General features: G+C 59.7%; 19 protein-coding genes. 8 read left to right on the top strand and 11 right to left on the bottom strand.

Annotation, left to right across the window (positions count from 1 at the left end; all coding sequences use genetic code 11):
* The first annotated feature begins 7 nt into the window (after positions 1-7).
* The 3 genes from EQW76_RS24895 to EQW76_RS24905 all read left to right on the top strand — a co-directional run bounded on the left by EQW76_RS24895 (position 8) and on the right by EQW76_RS24905 (position 2,873).
* Complete coding sequence (locus EQW76_RS24895) at positions 8-1,048, top strand: sugar ABC transporter substrate-binding protein (protein WP_142831655.1); 1,041 nt, start codon at positions 8-10, stop codon at positions 1,046-1,048.
* 62 nt (positions 1,049-1,110) lie between these two features.
* Positions 1,111-2,106, top strand: a complete 996-nt coding sequence (locus EQW76_RS24900; protein ID WP_142831654.1) for an ABC transporter permease — start codon at positions 1,111-1,113, stop codon at positions 2,104-2,106.
* On the top strand, positions 2,103-2,873 hold the full coding sequence (locus tag EQW76_RS24905; protein WP_142831653.1) for an SDR family oxidoreductase: 771 nt from the start codon (positions 2,103-2,105) through the stop codon (positions 2,871-2,873). The genes EQW76_RS24900 and EQW76_RS24905 overlap by 4 nt, the downstream gene beginning before the upstream one ends.
* A gap of 27 nt (positions 2,874-2,900) precedes the next feature.
* Here the strand turns inward: EQW76_RS24905 and EQW76_RS24910 are convergent, their stop codons facing one another.
* The 3 genes from EQW76_RS24910 to EQW76_RS24920 form a co-directional block, all read right to left on the bottom strand.
* Entirely contained in the window at positions 2,901-3,512 is a 612-nt protein-coding gene (locus EQW76_RS24910; protein WP_142831652.1) for a TlpA disulfide reductase family protein, read from the bottom strand.
* A complete protein-coding gene (locus EQW76_RS24915) occupies positions 3,505-4,017 on the bottom strand; it encodes a hypothetical protein (protein WP_244617014.1) in 513 nt (170 codons plus the stop codon). Before EQW76_RS24915 ends, EQW76_RS24910 begins: the two co-directional genes overlap by 8 nt.
* A gap of 121 nt (positions 4,018-4,138) precedes the next feature.
* On the bottom strand, positions 4,139-4,579 hold the full coding sequence (locus EQW76_RS24920) for a DoxX family protein (RefSeq protein ID WP_142831651.1): 441 nt from the start codon (positions 4,577-4,579) through the stop codon (positions 4,139-4,141).
* A 115-nt stretch (positions 4,580-4,694) separates the two neighbouring features.
* Here EQW76_RS24920 and EQW76_RS24925 point away from each other — a divergent pair, with 115 nt between their 5' ends.
* Positions 4,695-5,588 carry a LysR family transcriptional regulator gene (locus tag EQW76_RS24925; RefSeq protein WP_142831650.1) on the top strand — a complete coding sequence of 298 codons (894 nt, stop codon included), beginning with the start codon at positions 4,695-4,697 and terminating at the stop codon, positions 5,586-5,588.
* Between the two features lie 192 nt (positions 5,589-5,780).
* Complete coding sequence (locus EQW76_RS24930; RefSeq protein WP_142831692.1) at positions 5,781-6,257, top strand: Hsp20 family protein; 477 nt, start codon at positions 5,781-5,783, stop codon at positions 6,255-6,257.
* A gap of 61 nt (positions 6,258-6,318) precedes the next feature.
* Here the strand turns inward: EQW76_RS24930 and EQW76_RS24935 are convergent, their stop codons facing one another.
* From EQW76_RS24935 to EQW76_RS24970, 8 genes are all read right to left on the bottom strand, one after another.
* Positions 6,319-7,125 (bottom strand): ABC transporter permease, encoded by an 807-nt coding sequence (locus tag EQW76_RS24935; RefSeq protein ID WP_142831649.1) that lies wholly within the window; start codon positions 7,123-7,125, stop codon positions 6,319-6,321.
* Positions 7,122-7,991: an ABC transporter permease gene (locus EQW76_RS24940; RefSeq protein WP_142831648.1), complete on the bottom strand. Its 870-nt coding sequence runs from the start codon at positions 7,989-7,991 to the stop codon at positions 7,122-7,124. The genes EQW76_RS24935 and EQW76_RS24940 overlap by 4 nt, the downstream gene beginning before the upstream one ends.
* Before the next feature lie 59 nt (positions 7,992-8,050).
* Positions 8,051-9,232 carry an extracellular solute-binding protein gene (locus EQW76_RS24945; protein ID WP_162854786.1) on the bottom strand — a complete coding sequence of 394 codons (1,182 nt, stop codon included), beginning with the start codon at positions 9,230-9,232 and terminating at the stop codon, positions 8,051-8,053.
* A gap of 61 nt (positions 9,233-9,293) precedes the next feature.
* A complete protein-coding gene (locus EQW76_RS24950) occupies positions 9,294-10,352 on the bottom strand; it encodes an ABC transporter ATP-binding protein (protein ID WP_142831646.1) in 1,059 nt (352 codons plus the stop codon).
* A 2-nt stretch (positions 10,353-10,354) separates the two neighbouring features.
* Positions 10,355-12,412: a hydantoinase/oxoprolinase family protein gene (locus EQW76_RS24955; protein WP_142831645.1), complete on the bottom strand. Its 2,058-nt coding sequence runs from the start codon at positions 12,410-12,412 to the stop codon at positions 10,355-10,357.
* Positions 12,409-14,103: a hydantoinase B/oxoprolinase family protein gene (locus EQW76_RS24960; RefSeq protein ID WP_142831644.1), complete on the bottom strand. Its 1,695-nt coding sequence runs from the start codon at positions 14,101-14,103 to the stop codon at positions 12,409-12,411. The genes EQW76_RS24955 and EQW76_RS24960 overlap by 4 nt, the downstream gene beginning before the upstream one ends.
* Positions 14,104-14,212: 109 nt before the next feature.
* On the bottom strand, positions 14,213-16,786 hold the full coding sequence (locus EQW76_RS24965; RefSeq protein ID WP_244615508.1) for a LuxR C-terminal-related transcriptional regulator: 2,574 nt from the start codon (positions 16,784-16,786) through the stop codon (positions 14,213-14,215).
* 501 nt (positions 16,787-17,287) lie between these two features.
* Positions 17,288-18,988, bottom strand: a complete 1,701-nt coding sequence (locus EQW76_RS24970; RefSeq protein WP_142831642.1) for a PAS domain-containing methyl-accepting chemotaxis protein — start codon at positions 18,986-18,988, stop codon at positions 17,288-17,290.
* A 380-nt stretch (positions 18,989-19,368) separates the two neighbouring features.
* Here EQW76_RS24970 and EQW76_RS24975 point away from each other — a divergent pair, with 380 nt between their 5' ends.
* The 3 genes from EQW76_RS24975 to EQW76_RS24985 all read left to right on the top strand — a co-directional run.
* Positions 19,369-21,111 (top strand): diguanylate cyclase, encoded by a 1,743-nt coding sequence (locus EQW76_RS24975; RefSeq protein ID WP_161990999.1) that lies wholly within the window; start codon positions 19,369-19,371, stop codon positions 21,109-21,111.
* A gap of 166 nt (positions 21,112-21,277) precedes the next feature.
* Positions 21,278-21,886 (top strand): outer membrane protein, encoded by a 609-nt coding sequence (locus EQW76_RS24980; RefSeq protein WP_142831640.1) that lies wholly within the window; start codon positions 21,278-21,280, stop codon positions 21,884-21,886.
* Positions 21,887-22,036: 150 nt separating this feature from the next.
* Positions 22,037-22,476, top strand: a 440-nt coding sequence (locus EQW76_RS24985) for a hypothetical protein (protein WP_143123330.1), incomplete at its 3' end; no start/stop codon positions are given.

Here is a 22,476-nt window from a genome sequence, read left to right on the forward strand (position 1 = left end):
AACGATCATGAAGCGAATAATGCTAACCTTGCTGAGCGTGATGGTGCTCGGCTTGTCCATGCTCACGACAGCCGCCGCCGAAAGCAAGGGCACCGTTTATTACCTCGTGCCCACCCTGCTCGACGAATTCCAGACCGGCTCGGTCAACGCCCTGCAGCTGTTCCTGAAGCAGGCCGGCTATGACATGAAGACACTGAATGCCGACAACAAGACTGACGCCCAGCAGTCGCAGATGAACGACGTCATGGCGCTGAAGCCTGCGGCGATCATTCTCGCTGCCGTCGATTTCAACGCGCTGAAGCCCTCGATTGAATCAGCCCGTGCTGCCGGCATTCCTGTCGTCGAATTCGACCGCCAGATCACCTCGACGCCGTCTGATTTCACCTCCGTGGCCGGCACGGTCGAGATCGGCCATATCGCCGGAGATCAGGCCGAGGCGATGCTGAAGGCCAGGAAAGGTGACGTGAAGGGCAAGATTCTGCAGGTCCTCGGCGACCCTGGCGACCCCTACACGCTCGATATCCAGAAGGGCTTCGAGGAAAAGATGAAAGCCTTTCCCGGCGTCAAAATCATTTCGGTTCCCGCCATGCAGTGGGAAGCGAGCAATGCCGGTACCATCGTCTCCGACCAGATGCTCGCCAATCCCGATATCGACCTGATCTTCCTGCATGCCGCCCATCTCTCGGTGGCAGCGGTGGCTTCGCTCGAGGCAGCCGGCAAGAAGCCGGGCGATGTCATGATTATGAGCTCGAACGGCGCTCCCGTCGGTCTCGACCTGATCCGCAAGGGCTGGCTCAATACCGAAGTCGAGCAGCCGCTCTACGCCCAGGCCGCCGCCGTTGCCATGTTCATGGACAAGGTGGTCGCCAAGCAGGAGATCAAGGCCGGCACTTATGACGTGCTGGGTCTGAAGAGCGAGGTAACGATCGAGCCATGGGGGCCGAACATCAAGGTCCCGGGCTCCGCAATCACCAAGGCCAATGTCGACAACCCCGCATTCTGGGGCAACCTCAAGCCACCTGCTGGAACGATTGAATCCGTAAAGTAGTCGGACTTTCCGTCCGGGGTCACAGTACCCCGGACCCCTCCCCTCCAATTCGGATTTGCCTGATGACGCCTCGTACACGCAAAACCCTCGAATACGTTCTCGATAATCTCGTCTGGTTCATGCTTATCCTCGTGCTTGCCGTATTTTCGGCGGTGATCCCGAACTTCTTCCAGATCGGCATCTTTACCAACATCATCGAAGCGTCGAGCGTGCTCGGCGTCATGTCGATCGGCCTGGCGCTGGTGATCATCACCGGTCACATGGACCTCTCGGTTGAATCAGTGGCCGCACTCTCGGCGATGGCCGTTGGTATCCTCTTCTGCTCTGCCGGCATAGGTCTCGGCATCAAGCTGTCGCCCGAATGGCTCATGGTCCCCGTTTCCCTGCTGATCGCCTGTTCCATCGGCGGGCTGATCGGGCTCCTCAACGGAGTGCTGGTCGTCAAGCTGAAGATGAGTGCCTTCATCATCACGCTGGCGTCGTTCATCTGGGTGCGCGGCATCGTGCTTGCGATCTCGGGCGGACGATCGGCCCAGGACCTTGCGCCGGCCATCCGCTGGTTCGCCATCGAGCGTTTCCTCGGCATTCCGCTTTCGGCCTGGATCGCCATCTGCTGCTTCCTGATCTTCTCGGTTATGATGTCGAAAACGAAATTCGGTCGGCATCTGGTCATGATCGGCGGCAACGAAACCGCGACATACCGGGCCGGCATTCGCGTTACCCGCAACCTGATCCTCGCCTTCGTCATGGCAGGTGCCATTGCCGGGCTCGCAGGCTGGTTGCTGGCCATCCGGACATCGGGTGCCACTGCCAACCTCGGCGTCGGGCTCTTGTTCAATGCCTTTGCAGCGGTGGTGATCGGCGGCGTCAGCCTCAAGGGCGGCGTCGGCGGCCTGCCGGGCGTCTATGCCGGCGTGCTGCTGCTTTCCTCCATCAATACCGCCATCAACCTCATGGGACTGCCGGCAAACTACACCCAGGTCATCCACGGCTTCCTGGTACTCGCCGCAGTTCTTCTCGATACATTCAAACAAAGACTTCGCCAGAGGCTCGCATGACAGACAGACTGAAAGACAAGGTGGCATTGGTCATCGGCGCATCGCGTGGCATCGGCAAGGCCGTCGCCCTGCGGTTCAAGGAAGAGGGTGCGAAGCTCGTGCTCGCCGATTTCGAAGAAAACGAGGGCGAGGCAACCGCCAGCGAACTCGGAGCAGATTTCATTCGCACCGATGTCTCATCGATGGAGGAGACTGTCGCTGCCGTCTCGCTCGCCATCGAGCGTCATGGCCGCCTCGACATCATCGTCCAGAACGCGGGCATCTATCCCTGGCAGTTGATCGAACACACCACGCCCGACGACTGGGACCGGGTGCTGGCCGTCAACCTGCGCGGTTGCTTCAACGCCGCGCGCGCAGCCCTTACGCCAATGAAGGCGCAAGGGTCAGGCACCATCCTTTTCACCTCGTCGATAACGGGGCCGCATGTCACCAGCCCGGGCCATGGCCACTATTCGGCCAGCAAGGCCGGCATCAACGGCTTTATCCGCTCGGCCGCGCTGGAATTCTCGTCCTACGGCATCACCGTCAACGGCGTCGAGCCGGGCAATATCCTGACCGAGGCCGTACAGATGCACCGCAGCGCTGCCTTCATCAAGAACATGGAGGATTCGATCCCGCTCGGCCGTCTCGGAACACCCCGGGATGTCGCCAACGCCTTCCTGTTCCTCGCATCGGACGACGCGAAATACGTGACGGGCACGACGATCGTTGTCGATGGCGGACAGCTGTTACCGGAAGGCGCCGACTTCAAGATCCTGCCGACCTGACCGGATTTGCGGACCGCGGGCTGACAGCTAACTGTAATAGGAAAGCAGGTCCTGGCCCGGTTTGCTTAGCCAGTCTGCTGTCCCTGCGATGTAACCGGCTATGTGCTGATCAGGGGTTACCAGATAGGTAATCGGCATTCCGTAAAGCGGAAACTGCTGGCCTGAGGCAGCATCCGTTCCCGCTACTGTACCGTTCGGATCCAGGTAGATCGGCAAGCCCGCGACGGAGAGATCGGAGAGGAAGAGCTTGACGTCTCCGCGATCGCCCTTGTCGATTGAAACTGCGGCGACGTCGATCCGCTTTCCCATGGAAGCCTTCAGTTTCGCCAGGGCAGGAATATCCGTCTTGCAGAAGACACACCACGTCGCCCAGAAGCTTACCAATGTTACTTTGCCACTGGCTGGCTTCAGGATTTTTGGCTTGCCGTCGAGGCCAGACAGCGTCGTCGGCGCCATGACAAGCGATGGCTCCAGAATGGTGAACTGGTGATGGTCAGAATAAAACACCGGCGGATTGTCAAAAGAGCGGGCCGGCGCAACGTGCGGATATGCAAGGGTCGCTGCCGCGCCAAGGCCGCCTGCAACTACGCTCCGCCGCGTTACCGGATTGCGCAGCCCGCGCGTCGTCAAATCATGCATGAATATAGCTCCATCCGGCTTCCTGGAGATCGACCAGTCTCCCTACACCATAAGGGACGACCTTCACGCCCTCCAGTAGAGTTATTTCCTGTCCCTCCTTTTTCTCGGCAATCGCCTTCGAGGAACCACAGACACTGAGCGTCAGCCCGGGGATGAGTTCCCGCAGCACGCGGATGGGATCGGCAAGGGGAGATTTGTCGGCGCGAAACATCGCGATGCCCGCGGCGTTTGCGACGATCTCGATCAGCGGTGGCTCGCCCTTGTCGCCATAGTATCGGCTCAGATTCATGGAGCCGCCGATCGCGTGACCCATGATTGCCTCATCGCTGCTATCGACGTGGAATATCACGCGGTGAGGCTTCTTCCATTTTGCGGCGGGCGTTATGGTGTGGCTTGGCTGGGACGCCAAGGCAGGCCTTGCGGTGGCAAAGCCGACGAGCCCAAACGACATCATCGTCATCACGCTACGCCGCAGGAGCCGAAAACGATCCTCCTCGAACTTCATAAGATTTGCTTTCTCACACTATAGGCGACCGCTTCGGTTTCAACGTAGGTTCGAAGGGTGTCGTTTTGCACATCATGGGTAATATCGAGGAAGGACTGCACAGCAAGCAATCCTCGCTCCGTCAGACCTGGTCTGTCCGAGACACAATCGGAAAGCGCTGTGTGCGACCCCAGAGAATGAACAGGCAGAGTGCCAGCAGAACGACATTCAGCGGCAACACCGCGAATTCGCCACGGGAAATGTGGAACGCTGAGGCACAGATCTGCAGCGCTGTGCAGCCAAATGCTGCAGCCACGGTGAGACGGGGCCGGATTCGGGTCAGCGCTGGGATGAAGATGCCGATGCCGCCGGCGATATCGATGAGCCCCATCAGGCGCACGAAGCTGGAGGGAACGGCACCTGTCCACGGCATCATGCCGGCCAACTGGGAGATCGGTGTGGTCAGCTTGGTCAAGCCGAAGAAACAGAAGCTCGCGAAAATCAGCCCCTGAGCCACCCAAAGCGCGCCCTTGAGCAGCTTGTGACTATTTCTGGTCTCGATGCCGATTGCGGAGGGGATCATGTCGTGCCTCTTCACATCTCTGGTGAATTCGTCTGCTCCGCGAGAACTTGCCCTCGCCGTGCGTGAAATGAAATAGGGATAGTTTCGAAGGAGACGTTCGGATAATCTGAACGGTATGAACGCTGCATCCTTCGACCAATTCGCTGTTTTCGTAGCCATCGTTGACGAGGGCAGCTTCGCGGCGGCAGCCAAAAGCATGAACCGGGCGCACTCGGCGATAACCTATGCCATCCAGAAACTGGAGGACCAGACGGGCGCGCTGCTCTTCGACCGCTCCGCTTACCGTCCGGTGCTCACCGAAGCGGGCATTGCGCTTTTGCCGCGCGCGCGAAGGATCCTCGATGTCGTCGCGGAATATCATCTCGTTGCCACGGGATTGGCAAAAGGTGTGGAGACGGAGGTCCGGCTCGTGATCGATCCGTTCATTCCGATGGACCTCGTGACGACGATCCTAAAGGCTTTTCACGAGACCTTCCCGACCCTGCAGGTGCGTCTGATGGTCGAGCCGGTCGAGACGTCTGTCCGGGCGCTGATGGATGGTTGGGCAGATGTCGCGATAACCGTCGATTATTTCCCCTTGACCAACCAGCTGGAACGCAGTGCGTGCGGATTGATCGAACTCGTTGCAGTCGCGGCACCTGCACATCCTCTTGCCAGGATCGCCGGCCCCATCGAGCCTGAAGTTCTGCGAGATCACCTGCAGCTCATTCTTGCAGCACGTCCCTCCGTTTCGACAAAGCAGGATCACGGGATCATCGCCGTCAATCGCTGGTATACGACCGAACTCGAGACCAAGCACGCTATGCTGCTTGCCGGCCTCGGGTGGGGTAGCATGCCACGGTCGCGAGTGGCAGCAGATATCGCAGCGGGCAAGCTCGTCGAGCTCCATCCGACAGAATGGGATGGACTGGACAGGATGCCGCAATTTCCCTTCGTTGTTGCACGGAGAAGGGGCACGGCCCTGGGCACAGCGGGTCGCTGGCTCGTGGAGAGGCTGTCGGAGAAATGACACCGGGTGCAGCGCGGCGAGACCACATTCAGTCCGTCGGAAGCCCTCACTTTTTTTTGCAAAACAACTCTTGAAACCGAATTTTTGGAAAACCAGATAATTGTTGCTGGATGCCAGAAAGGGCCAGCGATCACCGAGGCGCCGGTTGCTTCGGCGTCTTCGTACCCATGTTGCTTCAAGGAGGATATGGCTATGGCAACATCTTATGACTATGCACCGCTTTTCCGTTCGAGCGTCGGTTTCGACCGCGTCTTCAATCTTCTCGAAAATGCTCAGCGCGCGCGTTCGATCAGCGACTGGCCGCCTTATGACATCGTCAAGACGGGCGACGATACCTACCGCATATCGGTCGCAGTCGCCGGTTTCTCGCAGGACGAGCTGAGCCTGACGTTCCAGTCGAACCTGCTGACGGTTACCGGAAACAAGGCGGAAACGCAGGGGGAAGGTTATCTGCACCGCGGAATTGCCGGTCGCCCGTTCGAGCACCGCTTCGAATTGGCAGATCATGTCCGCGTCTCCGGCGCTGGTCTGTCGAATGGCCTGCTGTCCATCGATCTGGTCCGCGAAATTCCGGAAGCGATGAAGCCGCGCAAGATCGAGATCCAGACAGGCCCGACTTTGGCCGCGAGCACGACCGCTCCACAACTTGAAGCCAAGAAAGCTGCCTGAGGATGTCAGTGAACATATGAGCATTGGGGGGCGCTGGCTTCCAGCGCCCTTTCCGGCGCAATCAGCCGGTCGCCGGTTCTGACCTGCGAATGAGAGAGCGGATTGCGATGAGCGTGACGCAGGCGACCGACACCAGGAATATGGCGCCGGACATCGCGTAGATGACTGGCGACGCACCGGAATTCATCTTGCCGAACAGCACCACCGGAAGCGTGTTCTGGCGGCCTGCCAGATAGAAGGCCCGGGTGAATTCGTTCAGTGAAAGCAGGAAAGAAAATATGAAAGCGCTTATCAGGCCCGGCCGGATAAGCGGCAAGGTGATATCGATGAACTGGCGCCAGCGGGTGGCGCCGAGATCGGCGGCCGCGACGAGATAGGACCGGCGCACGGCAGCAAAGCTCGTCAGGATAACGACGAAGGCGAACGGCATCGCCCACAGCACATGGCCTGCGATGACCGTCATGCTCGACGCCTTGATACCGGCGCGCGTGAAAACGGCCGACAGAGCCAGCCCCTGGATCACGCCCGGCACGAACATCGGCAGGATGACGGTCAGGAACCATGCCCGCCGCCGGGCTCGCAATTCGAAATAGGCAAGGCCTGCGAGCAGCGACATCCCTGTCGCCAGAACCGCCGTGACCGTCGCAATGATCAGGGACTGCTCCAACGCCGATATCAGCGCTGTTTCCTTAGGCAGCGCGAGGTACCACTGAAGACTGAGGTTGGAGAGGCTCGGAAGACCCGGCTGCAGCGCCGGATTGAACGACACGGCAAGCAGATAGAGTGGCGGCGCGTAGATGACGAGTAGTCCCGCAATGGTGACGACCCAGAGCAGGATGCGGTTGGAAAGTCCTTCACGGATCATCATGGCGACTGATCCTCGAAGAGCGAGGCAAGGTCGAAAAGCCGGTTGCCGACCAGCACCAGACCGAAGATGACAGCAAGCACCACCGTCGAAATTGCAAATGCCAACGGATAGTTGGCGACACGCATGACGTCGTTGATCATCACAGAAACGATGGAAGCGCCCGCGCCGCCGAGCATCTGGACCTCTGTCGAAGACCCGACCACCATGACGAAGACGAACAGGAAGCCGGCAAAGATGCCCGATAAGGTCAGGGGAATGAGGACGGTCGCAAGGCTTCTCCAGAAGCCGGCGCCGAGATCCTGAGCAGCCGCCAGCAATGTCGGATCAACGCGCCGCATCGACAGCAGCAACGGAAAGATCGCGAAAGGCAGATAGGACGCAACAAGCCCCACCACGACCGCGAAATTGCTGAAAAGCAACCAGTCGAGGGGTGCGTGGGTGATGCCGAAATCCTGCAGCAACGTGTTGATCACACCCGTGCGCCCGAGCACCAGCCGCCAGGAAAAGGAGCGGATGAGGTATGACGTGAAAAAGGGAGTGGTGATCAGCGCCAGAAGCAGGATGCTCAACCGCCGGCCGGCGAGGAAATGGATCGCATAGGCGGTGGGATAGGCAATCAGCAGACAGAGGAATGCCGTGGCAAAAGCCTTCACCAGCGTCGAAACGATGACAGTCCATCGGCCCGCGTCCAGAATGGCCTCGTATCCGGCGGGGTTCAGATCCGGTTTAATCCAATAGGTCTGCGGATCCCAGCTCCAGAAACTCCAGACGATAACGACGGTCAGCGGCACCAGCCCAAGCGTCAGGATCGCCAGGAGCGGCGGCGTCATCAGCATCGACGATAGGGGCAGGCGCAATCTGACCATCGGCATCTCCGGGGTTCGGTGGCAGCGGCGGTGAAAACGAACGCTGCCGATTGTGGGGCTCAGGCGTTGCGCAGCTTTTGCCACCACTCTTCGTAGAGTTGGAAATTATCCGGCCGGGCGTTCTGCCAGTAGATCTTGCCGGCGAACTTGGCTTTCACGTGTTCCGCCAGCTTCTCCACCTCTTCCGGCTTGTACTCCTCCGGATGCGCCTTGGCATAGGCGACATTGTTGTCGGTCGGCACGAGATAGCCGCGCGCCTGGCCGAGCTCGCAGCCGTAGAGGCCGCCTAGCAGGCCATTGACGAAGCCATGCGCAGCGTCGGCTACACCGCGATCTGCAGCCCCCTTGAGGAGAACGGTGTTGTTGCCCCAGCCCTCGTATCCTTCGACGGGGGCGGCATATTCCACCTGGAGCCCGCGCTTGCGACCTTCATAGACAATCGGCTCCCATCCGGTCATCGCGTCGACCTCTTGGTCGGCAACGAGTTGCACACCCTGCTCCCAGCCATTCCAGAACGTGCGGAACTGGCCGTCGGTCTTGTGCTTGATCAGGAACTCCATGACCATTCCGAGTTCGGACTCGGTCAGGTTGCCGGGATCAACGATCGGCTTGCTTTCGCTTTCCTTCAGGTACATGGCAGTGAAAATGGCGCTGTTGATCCACGCATCCTCCATCGCAACGCGACCTTTCAGCTTCGGATCGAAGATCGCACCGTAGCTGTCGATCTTGCCCAATTTGTCGGGCCGGTAGATGATCGAGTCGGCGTTGACCACGGTCGGAATGCCGTACTGCTTTCCGTCCTGCTTCAAGTAGGGGATGTTCTTTGCCCACTGCCACAGGCTCTCATAGTTCGGGATCTTTGCAAGGTCCCAGGGAACGATGACGCCCTGGCGTGCAAGTTCCTTTTCGGCGCCGCCCTGGAAGCCGCCGACATCGAAGAGATCGTTGGCATTGCCGGCCGCGAGGCGGGCCATCACCGGGCCGAGGTCGTTGCCGTTGTCGGTAAACTCAGGCGTCACGCCGCTTTGCGTGGCAAACGCCTGCCATTTGTCGCCGATGTCCAGCGTTGCCGTAGCCCAGAAGGCAACCGTGCGAGCCTCTTGTGCGGCAAGACGCGAGGCGAAACCCAGGCCGCCGGCAGACAGTGCAGCACCTGCGCCCATCATCTTGAGGAAATCGCGGCGCTGCACATTGCTGTGCCGATTGGATGAAAGTGGTCTGTCATGGATCGTCATTGTCATTCCCCTTTTTTTGTTGGCATGCATTGCTCGAGCAGCCTGCGAAACCGTCAGGCGGCAGTCTCTAACTTGCAATCAGAACGGCAGCATCGGGCTTCAGGCCGACCGAAACCTCCTGCCCGATCGCGAGATCCGCACGATCAGCATCAATCGCAATCATCAGCGTCTGCCCATCGGCAAAGGCGAGTTTCAGATCGCGGTGCAGTCCCCTGAATGTCGTGCCGACCACGGTGAGCCGCAGCGACGGGGACGCGCCCGACGGCGCCACAAACAACCGGTCCGGCCGGATGGCAACGACGCTTGCAGTTGTGTCCAAAGGTCCGGCCATGCGCACGGGCATCATCTGACCGGCGATAGACGCCTGCGCATGATCGCCCGCCGACATCACCGCCTCCGGCCGCAGGACCGTGTCGATGCCGACAAAGCGGGCGACGAAGGCATTGGCGGGCGCCTCGAAAAACCGCGCCGGCACGTCGACCTGCTCTATGCGGCCGCGATGCATGACCGCCATGCGATCAGAGAGGCTGAGGGCCTCATCCTGATTATGTGTGACCAGAATGAAGGTTGCGCCGGTGCGCTTGTGCAAGCGTCCGAATTCGTCGCGCATCTGCTGGCGCAAGCGTTCGTCCAGCCCAGTCAGGGGTTCGTCCAGAAGCAGGATCCCCGGCTCCATGACCAGGGCGCGGGCGAGCGCCACCCGTTGCCGCTGGCCGCCGGAGAGCAGATTGACGTCGCGTGGGCCGAAGCCGGAGAGTTCGACAAGATCCAGCGCATCGTCTACTTTTGCCTGAAGTGCGGCATTGGACATCCCCTTCAGACGAAGCCCGTAACCGATATTCTGGGCAACGCTCATATGCGGAAACAATGCCAGGTTCTGGAAGACCGTATTGACCGGCCGGCGATTGGCCGGAACATCGCCGACATCCTTGCCGTCGAACGCAATACGACCCGAGGTCTGGCGGTCAAAGCCGCCGATCAGCTTCAAGAGCGAGCTTTTCCCGCATCCGGAGGATCCAAGCAGCGTGAAGAATTCACCCGCCTTGATCTCGAGCGTCACGTCGTCTAGTGCCCTGACAGGTCCATACTCCCTGCTGACATGATCGATCTGGATGGATATCGCCATCTTTACCCTGCCTTGGCGCTGGTTTCGCGAACAATCAGAATACCATTATCCGTGACGTTCAATGTCTGATTTTCCTGGATCAAGGTCGTTGCCGTCGCCTCCTCCACGATAGCCGGCCCTTCGATCTGCTGGCCGCCGCAGAGCTTGTCACGCGCATAGACGGGGCAACGGATCCATCCCTTCGGACCGCCAAAATAGACATTTCTCTGTCCGCCGGGCGCGACGCGCTCGACGGCCGACTTTATCTTCGGCAAGGCGATGACCGTTCCGTTCAGGACCGCTTCGAGGTGCAGTGTCGTAATCTCGATAGCCGCATCCGCGAGCCTGAATGAATAAGATCGTTCATGCGCCGCATGGAAGCGTTCCGCAAGGCTGTCGACGTTGTCTTCGCGCTGGAATTGCACATAGACGCCATGCTCCTGTCCGCGATACCGCGCTTCGAGCTGATAGGTGAACCTGATATTGGCCTCCTGGCCCTTGGCGAAGTAGGCAATGGCCTCCCTCTCCAGGCTCTCGAACCGTGGCGCCAGCTCTGCCAGAGCGCCTGCCGACAACTGCGCGAACCAAGTGCCGCGAAAATCCGCCCGAGGTTCTGCCGCCAGCATGCCCCATGCGGAAAAGATCCCGGGATGCGGCGGGATGATCGTCGCCTTGACGCTGAGATCGCGGCCGAGACGGGTCGCGAGCGCAGGTCCGGCACCGCCGCTGACAACAAAGACGGCGTCGCGCGGATCGTGACCGCGCTGGACGGTCACCAGCTTGAGGGCATTGATCATGCTCGCATGGGCAATATCGATGATCGCCAGTGCTGCATCCTCGATGCTCAGCCCCAGCGGCCCAGCCACAGTCGCGATCGCTTCGTCCGCCTTCCGTTTGTCCAGATGCATGCTGCCGCCGGCAAATGTTGCGGGATCGAAGATGCCTATGGCGAGGATGGCATCGGACAATGTCGGTTGAGTGCCGCCGCGCCCGTAGCAGGCTGGACCCGGTGTCGAGCCGGCACTTTGCGGACCCACGATTAGCGCGCCGCGATCGTCGATGCGCGCAATTGAGCCACCGCCGGAGCCGATTTCGACGATATCGACGACCGGGACCTGGATGGCATGGCCGGGCGCGATCCGTGTATGTTCCAGTTTGTATTCGACATTCAGGGTCGGGCGGCCATCGTGGATCAGCGAGCATTTTGCCGTCGTGCCCCCGACGTCCAGCGACAGAACCTCACTTTCGCCGATGGCGGTACCAATACGTGCCGCACCGGCGACACCGCCCGCCGGTCCCGACTCCACCAAAGTCAGCGGGCTGTTGACGGCCTGGTCGAACGTCGAGATCCCGCCGTTCGATTGCATCGCGTAATAGGGGCAGGTCAGGTTACGACCCGTCAGAGAGCTTTCCAGCTGGGCAAAGTAGTTGCGAATGATTGGCTGCACATAGGCATTCAGCACGACTGTGTTCGAGCGCTCGTACTCCCGCCACTGCCGCGAGACCTCATGGCTCGCACAGATGGTCGTAAATGGCAGCGCATCGGCCAGAATATCGGCACACAGGATCTCGTGCTCGGGGTTCGCGTAGCTGTGGAGAAAGAGAATGGCGACAGCATCGACATCCTCTTCAAGGCATTTCGCGATGATCGGCCGCAGGTCGTCGCATTCCAGCGGCATGAGCACCTTGCCGGAAGCATCAAGGCGTTCCCGAACCTCGAAACGGAGATGCCGGGGGACGAATGGCTCGGGGCTGTGAAACTGGAGGTTATAGAGATCGGGCCGGTTGCCGCGGCCGATTTCCAGAACGTCGCGGAAGCCGGCAGTGGTCACCAGCGCAGTACGCACGCCCTTTCTCTCGGTGATGGCATTGATGACCGTCGTGCCGCCATGGGCAAAAAATGTCACGTCCCGCGTGCGCAACCCGTCTTTCGCTTCGGCAGCAGCGATGGCGTCGAGTACGCCGATCGACTGGTCGTCGACAGTCGTCAGGCTCTTGGCGGTGAACAATTCGCCACTCTGCTCGTCATAGCCGACGAGGTCCGTGAACGTGCCCCCCACATCCGTTGCAAGTCTGATCATCCCGCAATCCTTCTCTTGTATCCGTAAAGCCTGGACGCGTCGGCCTCCGTCAAAAATCCGTCCTGCAGATCCTGTTCGATCTTGAAGGTTTCGCGGTCGCGCGCGTCTCCCCATCCGCCGCCGCCGCCGGTGACAACCCGCAGGATGTCGCCGGTCGCAAGATCGATATGGGCGACGCGGCCATGCGATTGCGGCGCACCTCGATCTGCCGGCGCAATCTGCAGCACATTCGCAGTGCCGCTTCCGCCGCCATCCATGCCCCATGGAAGGGTGCTGGTGCGTCCGAAGCTGCCGTAGGCCGATGCACCGCCGCTCAAGATCTCGTACTCACGCACGATGCCGAAGCCGCCGCGTCGGCGCCCCTCGCCGGTTCCACCCTCGACGTTCAAGGCATAGCGTTTGACGCGCAACGGGAAACGGGCTTCGATCAGCTCGACAGAATAGTTGTAGGTGTCGCCGTCGGTGAGTGCGATGACAGCATTGGCGCCATCTCGATGCTCACTGGCACCCCAGCCGCCGTGATGCGGCTCGATATGGATAAACGGTTGCCCGTTGGCATCCCTGCCGGAAATATAGACGACGCAAAGGCTGGAATAGGAACCGGCGGAAAATCGCGACGGCACCAGGGCGGCGAGCGCCTTCCAGACCAGCTCCGATGCATGCACCGATCCCTCGTAGTACCAACCCGTCGGCGAGGGTTTTTCAGCCGTAAACAGCGTACCGGACGGCGCGATCACCGTCAGCGGCCGGAACCAGCCTTCGTTGGAGGGCTCCTGCGGCCCGACCATTGCCTTGACGATGGTCTTGACTGCGGACTGCAGCGCGCCGCGTGCACAGTTGATAGGTCCGGCCACGGCCGGCGGACACCCGGTGAAATCGGCTGTAATGCTGTCCCCGGAAATCGTCACGGCAACTTTGACGAAAATAGGCGCCGAACTGACGCCGTCGCCATCGATGATATCGGTTGCCTCGTAACAGCCGTCGGGGATGAGGGAGATGGCAGCCCGGCTGCGCTTTTCGCTGGCATCGAGCAAACTGGTGAACGCAGCACGAACCGTTTCGGAGCCGTATTTCGCCGATAGCTCCATCATCCGCCGCGCCGCCACACGCACCGTCGCGACCTGCGCATTGAGGTCACCAAGCGCGATCTCGGGCAGGCGGACGTTTTCACTGATGATGTGGAGGATTTCGTCGGAAAACACGTCCGAGCGCACTACCTTAACGCCGGGCAGCCGCAGGCCTTCCTGAAAGACCGAGGTGGCATCCGGCGCAAGGCTGCCGGGCACCGATCCACCGACGTCGAGATAGTGGGCGACGTTGATCGCATAGGCGACGATCGTACCATCGGCGAACAGCGGCTTGACGATGGCAAAGTCGCAAGCGTGCGTGCCGCCGGCGTAGGGGTCGTTCGAAAGCAGGATATCGCCATCGACAAGATTGCCGTCAAATCTACCGATCAGCGCCTTTACCTGGACGCCAAACGTGCCGGTAAATAGGGTGATGCCATTCATCTGGGCAACGAGTTCCCCCTCAGCCGTCAGCAGGCCGCAGGCAAAATCCAGCACCTCGTAGATCACGGGGCTCATGCTCGTGCGCGCCATGACGATCCCCATCTCGTCGACGGTCGCCATAAGCTTACCTTCGATGATCTCCTGAGTAACGGGATCGACAGTCATGTTCCCTGGGGTCATTTTCTACCCTCATCATTCATATTGAGGGCAGATTAAGCGACCTCGCGCATTGCGGGTAGCCTGCCATATGGGTGGGCTGCCTTCGCGGCACCCCACCCATATGGATAGGTCAGCGGTGCCTGATCGCCATCACGGCAGCGGTGCGTGTCGTGACATTGAGCTTGGCGAAGATGTTGCGCAGGTGGAATTTGACCGTGTTGTCGCTGAGGCTCAGCTGTCGGCCGATTTCCTTGTTGCTCAGGCCTTCGCTGAGTAGCTGCATGACGCCGCGCTCACGTTCCGTCAGTCCGCCCGGCTCGACCTTGGCAATGACAGCCACCTCCTCTACCGGCGGATCGAATTCGGGCTCGAGTTTCAGAGCGTCGGCAAGTCGTTGCGACACGACGTCGGGCACGTCCATTGACGCCGCAAGGCCAACCAGCTGCTCGGCGAATTCCGCACCTTCCACCAGAAGTATGGCGCGGTAGTCGAAGACCGGCAGCGACAGCAGCATGTCCGATAGTTTCGCCGCTGCCTCGTGCGGCTTGTCTTCGGCAAGCAGGAGGCGGATATCGAGAAAGCCGAGCTCGATACGGCGGGGGATGTGCGGCTTTGCTGGCTGCTGGGCCATCAGCCGCTGAAACCCTGCGCGCGCTGCCGCGATTTCGCCGCGCGCCGCATCGATACGGGTCCATAATAACGCCGGCACGGCTCCCCGCAGATGGTAGGCGAACATGTTGAAACTATCGGTGGCAGCGCTTTGCCGGCTCATTCCCTGGACCTCGGCAAATCGGGCTGCTTCGTCGACGTGGCCTGAGGCGATCAGCAGAGTGACACGCTCGCCGTCGATCAGCCGCGTCAAGCGGTCAAAGCCACGACGGGCAGCCACCGCGCGAGCGCTGTCCATGGCGGCGTGGGCCGCAATGATGTGACCGTTCAGCCGGTGCACGCGCTGCTGCGCCATGAAACCAGCGGCGAGCAGGTCGAACCAGGTGTCGTGGCGCTCGAGATGCGGCAGAGCCCAGGATAGCGCCGATGACGCGGCCTGCCGCTCGCCGCGCATGGAGAGTATTTCGCTTTCCAGCACCTGCCCGACGGCATCGAGATCGCTTCCCTTGCCAATATGCGTCTGCGCCTCGACGATGAGGTTACGATAGGCTTCGGCGGCGCCTATGATGTCTCCGCTGAAAAACGACGCCTGACCGATATGCGTGTAGAGGTGCATCGCCCCGAAATCGGCGCCGCCATCGCGGAAAGCCCGAAGCGCGAGTTGCCCGTAATGCAAGGCTCGATCGAGCTCGGTCCGGATCAGGAAATTGTAGGACAGCATGTTCAAGGCCAGGGCGCGATGGATAAGCTCCATGTCGCTAGCCTGCGACAGATCCGCTTCCAGAGCCGATAGATCGCCAGCACTTGCCCACCGGTCGGTGTAGAGCGAAAGAAGCACCCGGACGACCCGCAAGTCGCGGGACAATTCCCCTTCACCACAGGAGCGCTCGGCCAGCGTCAGGTAGTGATTGGCCGTATCGAGCTGTCCGGCCTTGGCGCTGATGACGCAAAGCCCGAGCGTCGTCAGTGGGAATGCCGAGAGATTGATGCACGGAGCCTTTTCGATCAGCGCCTGAAACAAAAGTGCGCCGCCTCGTGTCGTCGCATACACCCGCCGCCATCCGCCGGCAGCCTCGATGATCTCGGCCGCCAGCGCGATATCGCCCGCCAGCATTGCATGCCGGACGGCCGCGTCGCAGTCGTTAGATGCCTGGAACCACCGTGCCGCCTTTCTCAGCACTCGACCTGGATCGATACCGATCCGGGCAGCCTCCTCCTTGAGGAAACCGTTGAACACCGGATGATACCGGATCCATGCTCCATGCCTATCGAGCACGGCGATCGGCAGCGCAAAAGTGCCTAGCCGATTGAACAGCCCGACGGCATCCGGCAGATCGCAAACGGCGGCGACAAGCGTCCGGCCGATAACCGGAAGCGTGGCGGTCTCGATCAGAAACCGCTGGATGTCTTCCGGCAAGCTGGAGAACACTTGCTCCGACAGGTATCGCCCCATCTCAGCATTGCTGCCATCGAAAGAATTGAGGATCGCGGCACTGTCGGCGGTATCGTTGACGAGGACCCGGACCATCTGCAGGGCGACGACCCATCCTTCGGTCCGCTTGTTCAACTCGCCGACCTGCCTGCTCGTCAGCAGCGTCGAGCGACCCGCAAAGAATTCCTGCGCTTCGCAGTCTGAAAAGCTGAGATCGGCAACGCCGATCTGCCTGAGTTCGCCGTTGAGGCGCAGTGCGGACAGCGGAAACCGGGGCGCGCTGCGGGAGATGAGAATGAAGCTGATATGGGTGAGATCGGCTGCGGCAAGCAGTCTTGCCAGAAGTGCTTCCGTCGTATCGGTCTGGGCGAAATGATAGTCGTCGACGAACACAGTGACCGGCATCTCGATTTGGCGCAGCCGCGTGATGAACACCGAGAGGACTGAGGGCACGGCCATGCTGCTGGCATCGAGCCCCCGCCCTTCGTCCGGCAAGAGCGGCGCAAGCGCATCCATCAACGCCAGTAGAAACCGACGCTCGTCGCAATCTTCGGCATCAAGCGTCAGCCAGACCGGCCGCTCACCCTCGCTTTTCAAGAGTTGGTACCACTGTGCGGCAAGCGACGTCTTGCCGTAGCCAGCCGGAGCAATGATCGTCGTCAACCGCCGCGATCCAGAACGCTGCAACTGCGTCAGAATATCCCGACGCACAATGTCTGCGTAATTGCTCGCTGGTGGCTGAAACAAGGGTCGGTCGATTGTCATTCCCCATGATTGCTGGCGCCAGCGCCAGTTGCAAGTCGAGGAAGCAAAATGACGCGTTCTATCTACGCAAATGAAACCAGCGAATGGTTAATCCGCCGGGCATTGGGAACTGAAACTGATCAACAAAGGCGCATGATCACGCTGCCGGCAGCATAGTCCGATTGGGGTGCCGGGAGGGGTCGCCAACCTCCCTTTCGCCGCCTCCGACCAACCGGACACTTGCGCACTGGGGCACAATCTTTACAAAACAGGATCCCAACAAAAGATCGCAGGCCGCCAGCACCGGCATTCAAGGCCCGAGCACACGGCCTTGCAGCCGTGTCCTTGTCCGCTAGATGCCTGGCAGCGGGCTGACAGCAGGCCGGATCACCGACCTTTCGGGCATGTTTCAGAAAGCGATCATGCCACCTTTCGGAGAGCGGCAGTCGTGGGATAGAGCTGCGACTTGGCCGTGGCAGCGTCGGCAAATCTGAACTGGTCGAGCAGGCTGAAGAGTGCTGATGCTTCGCTGGCAAGGCTGTGGCTTGCAGCCGTCTGCTCCTCGACCATTGCCGCATTCTGCTGCGTGCCCTGATCGACCGTATTGATGGCGCGATTTATCTCCATCAGGGCCGTGGACTGTTCCCTGGAAGCATCGACGATTGCCGAGATATCGGCATTGATGTTTTCGACATGCTGCGCGATTTCCTGCAAGGCGCCGCCGGCCTTGGTGACCAACGCAACGCCATTGCCAACCTGGACACTGGAGGCTGTAATCAATGCCTTGATTTCCTTGGCCGCCGTTGCCGAGCGTTGCGCCAATTCCCGCACTTCTTGTGCGACGACGGCAAAGCCCTTGCCCGCCTCGCCGGCTCGAGCCGCTTCCACTCCGGCATTGAGGGCCAGAAGGTTGGTCTGGAACGCGATTTCATCAATGACGCCAATGATATTGGAGATCGCCCGCGATGAGTTCTCGATCTGGTCCATCGCCCCGATTGCCTCGCGCACAACTGCGCCGGAATGGTGCGCATGTTCCTTTGTACGGGCAACCAGCTGTCCGGCTTCCTCTGCGCGTCGGCTGGAATCCTTGACGGTCGTGGTGATCTCCTCGAGAGCTGCCGCCGTCTGCTCTACGGATGCCGCCTGCTGTTCGGTCCGCTTGGCCAGATCATCGGCGGACGAGCGAATTTCGTTGGATCCCGCAGAAATCGCCTTTGCGTTTTCTGCGACGGTTCTCATGGCTTCCCGCAGCTTTGCGGAGGCGGCGTTGAAATCGGCCCGCAGCTTCTCCAGCGAGGAAATAAAGGGGGTGTCGATCCGCTGCGAAAGGTCGCCTGACGCAAATTTCGTCAGACAATCGGCAAGCTTCTCGACGTTTTCAACGCGTTGGGTGACATCCGTAGCGAATTTCACCACCTTGATCACATTTCCCTTGAGATCGAAGACCGGGTTGTAGGACGCCTGAATAAAGACCTGATGTCCCGACTTGCTGACACGGGTAAACTCGTCCGCAACAAAGTCTCCGCCTCGCAGACGCGTCCAGAACTCCGCATATTCGGCGGAATTGGCTTCGGCGGCAGAAACGAAAAGCCGGTGATGTTTGCCGACGACCTCTTCGAGAGTGTAGCCGAGCGCCTTCAGGAAATTCGCGTTCGCCGAAAGGATTTTTCCGTCGGGCGTGAACTCGATCATTGCCTGCGCACGAGACATTGCGGTGATCTTCGCGGCGCTGTCGAGTTCGTGGATCTTGGTCTGGGTAATATCGTTGGCGAATTTTACGATCTTCAGGACTTTACCGCGACTGTTCTTGATGGGGTTGTAGTTTCCGCGAATGTAAACCTCGCTGCCGTTCTTGGCGAGGCGCGTGAATTCCCTGCAATCGAATATACCGTTCTGGAGCCTTTTCCAGAATGCGACGTATTCGGCAGAGTCCGCATACTCCTTGTCGAGAAAGATCCGATGATGCTTCCCGATAATTTCCGACGGCGCATACCCCATCAGATCACAGAAATTCTTGTTGGCTGCCAGAATCTTTCCATTGATGTCGAATTCGATGACGGCAAATGAAAGATCAAGGGCGCCGAGCACTTGCTTGGAATTTGAAGAAAGAAAATTTACCACCGCGCGGCTCCAAGGATGTCAGTGTTAAGATGCTGGCCCAATTGTCTGACATCTTGCTTAAAAAGCGATTAATTGTGAATGCCAGCCCTTCGTGCTGCTTAAGATATTTGGCCGGATCAGTACCGTCTCGACAGCATTCACAGCAATTTGCCGCAGGATGGCTATGGACCTGTAACAACGAACGTCCCAATGTGGACATCGGCGACGTGTCATGCGTGCATCAATTTTAAATGGTTGTGTGGTTTCTGTCGGTCAGCCTCGTCAAAACGGGCGTTAATTCTGGAGGTGGGTTTCTTGCAGGCGAGGTTTTCAACGTGCATGTTTCGCTAGGCAGTTGGTCTTTCCAAAGTCTTCGCGACCGGTTGACGATCAGGGCACAGATGGCACTGCTGACAGCGGTTACCTGCGTCGGAGCCGTTGGCATTGCTGCTTCCGGCGCTGCAATTCTAGCACGTCAGAACGCGGTCTCCAGCGCAAACCAGGAGTTGCTGACCCTGGCACGCCACATGGCAGAACGTCTCGACCAGCACATGTTCGAACGCTACCGGGAAATCCAGAATATCGCCAACCTTGCACCGCTTCAGCCGATCTGGGGAAGCGAACCCGATGCGGTGCGCGTCGTTCTCCAGCGGCTCCAGGAGAGCTTGTCGGAATATGCCTGGCTGGGCTTTGCATCGCCGGACGGGATCGTGCGGGCTGCCACCAAGGGCATGCTCGAAGGTCAATCCGTGTCTGCACGCCCCTGGTTTGTAAATGGCCTGAAAGCGCCCACTGTCGAGGACGTGCACGAAGCAAAACTGCTTGACAAACTGCTGCGCTCCTCTTCGACCGACGCCCCGTTTCGCTTTGTCGACGTTGCCATGCCTGTGCGGGACCGGCAGGGAACGCTTGCCGGCGTGCTTGGGGCCCATATGAGCTGGACGTGGGCGGACGATGTGCGACGGACCGTTCTCAGCAACGAGGATCAAGCCTCGCCTTCGGATCTCTGGGTCGTCGGGCGTGACGGTTCGGTTCTAATCGGCGATAATTCGGCGAAGATCGACGTTTCCCGTCTCGGGGCCGCCGGGACAAGCCGGGGCACGGTCTTCATCGATCACGCGGACAGCAAGGACATGCTAACCGCGCTGGTTGCGACCAAGGGATATGGAGACTACCCGGGTCTCGGCTGGACAGTCGCCGCCCGCAAGCCGGTCGATGTGATCTATGGGGCGGCGAACAAACTGGTGCTGCAGATTTTGCTGGTTGGCCTTGCAGTGGCCGGCATTGCCTCCTGCCTCGCCTGGGTGCTGTCAGGCGCTGTCACAAGGCCGCTGCAAAACCTGGCCGAGAGCCTCGATCTCGTCGGACGCAAGACAGATGGCACGACTGTGGAGCGTGAACACGGGTCTTTGGATATTCTGCAGCTTTCCGCTGCGGTCCGCTCCCTGCTGCGAAGACTAGGATCTGCCGAAGCCGGCCAGCAGGATGCCCACAGCACGATCGATACGCTGCAGCGCGAAGTGGAGGTTCAAAAGAGAACCAACGAGGAGAAGATGCGTCGGTTCGGGCAGGATCTCCACACCCTTCAGGTCCTCGCCGATACGGACGGCCTCACCGGCCTTCTCAACCGGCGGGCCTTTCTGGAATTTGCTGAAGACGCCTGGAATTACTACAAGAAGAGCAATGGCACCTTTAGCATTCTCATGTTCGACATCGATAATTTCAAACGAATAAACGATGCGTTTGGCCACTCGGCGGGTGACTATGTCATCCGCACCATGGGCAATATCATCAGCGCCGGTATCCGCTCCACCGACAAGGTCGCACGGTTCGGAGGTGAAGAATTCGTGGTGCTGCTTCGCGAGACCGACGAAGCGGCGACTGTTATGCTCGCAAATCGTCTTCGGGAAGAGATTGCAGCGACCATGGTCAACACCGGCGCTCACAGAATCACTTTCACAACCAGCGTCGGATGCGCCATTAGCACGCCGGTTGCCCGCGATCTTGAAGACGTCATCCACAGCGCCGACAAAGCACTCTACGCCGCGAAGACGAGTGGCCGGAACTGCGTTACGTTCGACAGCCGGGTGACCCCGAACCTACAGACGGCAGATTCCGGTGCTTCAGGGTCAACGCAACATTGAACGACGAGACGGCGCGCGAACGAAAACGGTCGTCTCGTTCGTGCCGCAACATAACTTAATACAAAAAGACACTCTGCAATATTGCTCTCCGGCATAGTGCAATGCGAACCGGCCTCCCGTCGTGGGGTCAGCCTCTGCATCCATTTTATGAAAGAGAGTTATTCCCTTGCACATCAAGTCATTCGTATTTGCCATTATCGCTATTTCGTCGGCAGCGCCCGCAATGGCTGCGGACCTGTCCGTTGTTCCGGAGGCCGCGCCTGCTGCCCATTCAGCCTATGACTGGTCAGGTTTCTACATCGGCGCCCAGGGCGGCTATAGCTGGAATCAAACGACCGTTCTCGGCACCAAGGAAGATCTGGACAACGGCTCCGCAGGCATTCACGCCGGCTATAACTTCCAGTCGGGCAGCATCGTCTACGGCATCGAGAACGACTTCAACTACAACTTCGCCAAAGACAAGGACACCGACCTTGAATGGGATGCATCCGGACGCGGTCGTATCGGTTATGCCCTCGACCGAACGCTGATCTTCGCAACTGCCGGCGTCGCGGCGACAAGCGGCAAGCTGGACCTGCCCGCCATACGCAAGAAAGACGACATCCTTATTGGATGGACTGCGGGTGGAGGTGTCGAACACGCTATTACGGACAACGTCCTGGTTCGTGGCGAATATCGATATTCGGACTTCGGCAAGAAGGATTTCGGCGCCGGCGTCGGCGATTTTGGCGCCACACAGAACAAGGTCATGATCGGCGCGAGCTACAAGTTCTAGCCGCGGACAGGATGGCCCGGGAAGCACAAAGGCGAGACTTTCTCGGCTCATCCGGGATGGTCTCACCTGCCTCCCGCCGCCAATCGCAGCTCGGCAATAGAGACGGAACAAAATCCAACTAACAGACGGATCAAGCAAGGAGACTTTGCCGTGAGCGGACCTGCGAGCAAAAATAACAGACGACCCATTCTTGTCTTTCTTCCGGCCAACGCGGCAAACACCATCGTCGCCAAGCTCGAACTTGCGGGCTATCCCGCCGTGGCAGTCACGACAGTCCCCGACCTGTTCGACGCGCTTCGTACGGATGCATTCGCGCTGGCAGTCACCGTCCGGCCGCAGATCGATATCGTCCGAAACATCATCACAATCCCGGTCGTCAACCTCGAGGTCTTCTTCCATATGTCGCTCACAGCCGACAGCGGTGAGATCAGCAGCAAGCAGTTCGACGTCAATGCCTTCGTCAACCGCATAAAGACGCTCACTGCGCCCCGATCAGGACGGGAGCCTGAGAAAGTCACGGAGTTCGGGCGCAAGCCGACTGGAGCGAACCCCGCCTACGCGGGATGGCGCAAAGCGGCGGCGCACTTTTT

This window comes from Rhizobium sp. rho-13.1, assembly GCF_007000305.1.
Taxonomy (GTDB): domain Bacteria; phylum Pseudomonadota; class Alphaproteobacteria; order Rhizobiales; family Rhizobiaceae; genus Rhizobium; species Rhizobium rhododendri.

Coding starts and splice junctions, on each gene's coding strand:
- EQW76_RS24915 (WP_244617014.1), bottom strand. CDS start 4,017: ATGAAGTTCGAGGAGGATCGTTTTCGGCTCCTGCGGCGTAGCGTGATG.
- EQW76_RS24920 (WP_142831651.1), bottom strand. CDS start 4,579: ATGATCCCCTCCGCAATCGGCATCGAGACCAGAAATAGTCACAAGCTG.
- EQW76_RS24900 (WP_142831654.1), top strand. CDS start 1,111: ATGACGCCTCGTACACGCAAAACCCTCGAATACGTTCTCGATAATCTC.
- EQW76_RS24975 (WP_161990999.1), top strand. CDS start 19,369: ATGGCACTGCTGACAGCGGTTACCTGCGTCGGAGCCGTTGGCATTGCT.
- EQW76_RS24950 (WP_142831646.1), bottom strand. CDS start 10,352: ATGGCGATATCCATCCAGATCGATCATGTCAGCAGGGAGTATGGACCT.
- EQW76_RS24910 (WP_142831652.1), bottom strand. CDS start 3,512: ATGCATGATTTGACGACGCGCGGGCTGCGCAATCCGGTAACGCGGCGG.
- EQW76_RS24935 (WP_142831649.1), bottom strand. CDS start 7,125: ATGATGATCCGTGAAGGACTTTCCAACCGCATCCTGCTCTGGGTCGTC.
- EQW76_RS24895 (WP_142831655.1), top strand. CDS start 8: ATGAAGCGAATAATGCTAACCTTGCTGAGCGTGATGGTGCTCGGCTTG.
- EQW76_RS24905 (WP_142831653.1), top strand. CDS start 2,103: ATGACAGACAGACTGAAAGACAAGGTGGCATTGGTCATCGGCGCATCG.
- EQW76_RS24945 (WP_162854786.1), bottom strand. CDS start 9,232: ATGACAATGACGATCCATGACAGACCACTTTCATCCAATCGGCACAGC.
- EQW76_RS24940 (WP_142831648.1), bottom strand. CDS start 7,991: ATGGTCAGATTGCGCCTGCCCCTATCGTCGATGCTGATGACGCCGCCG.
- EQW76_RS24925 (WP_142831650.1), top strand. CDS start 4,695: ATGAACGCTGCATCCTTCGACCAATTCGCTGTTTTCGTAGCCATCGTT.
- EQW76_RS24930 (WP_142831692.1), top strand. CDS start 5,781: ATGGCAACATCTTATGACTATGCACCGCTTTTCCGTTCGAGCGTCGGT.
- EQW76_RS24960 (WP_142831644.1), bottom strand. CDS start 14,103: ATGACCCCAGGGAACATGACTGTCGATCCCGTTACTCAGGAGATCATC.
- EQW76_RS24955 (WP_142831645.1), bottom strand. CDS start 12,412: ATGATCAGACTTGCAACGGATGTGGGGGGCACGTTCACGGACCTCGTC.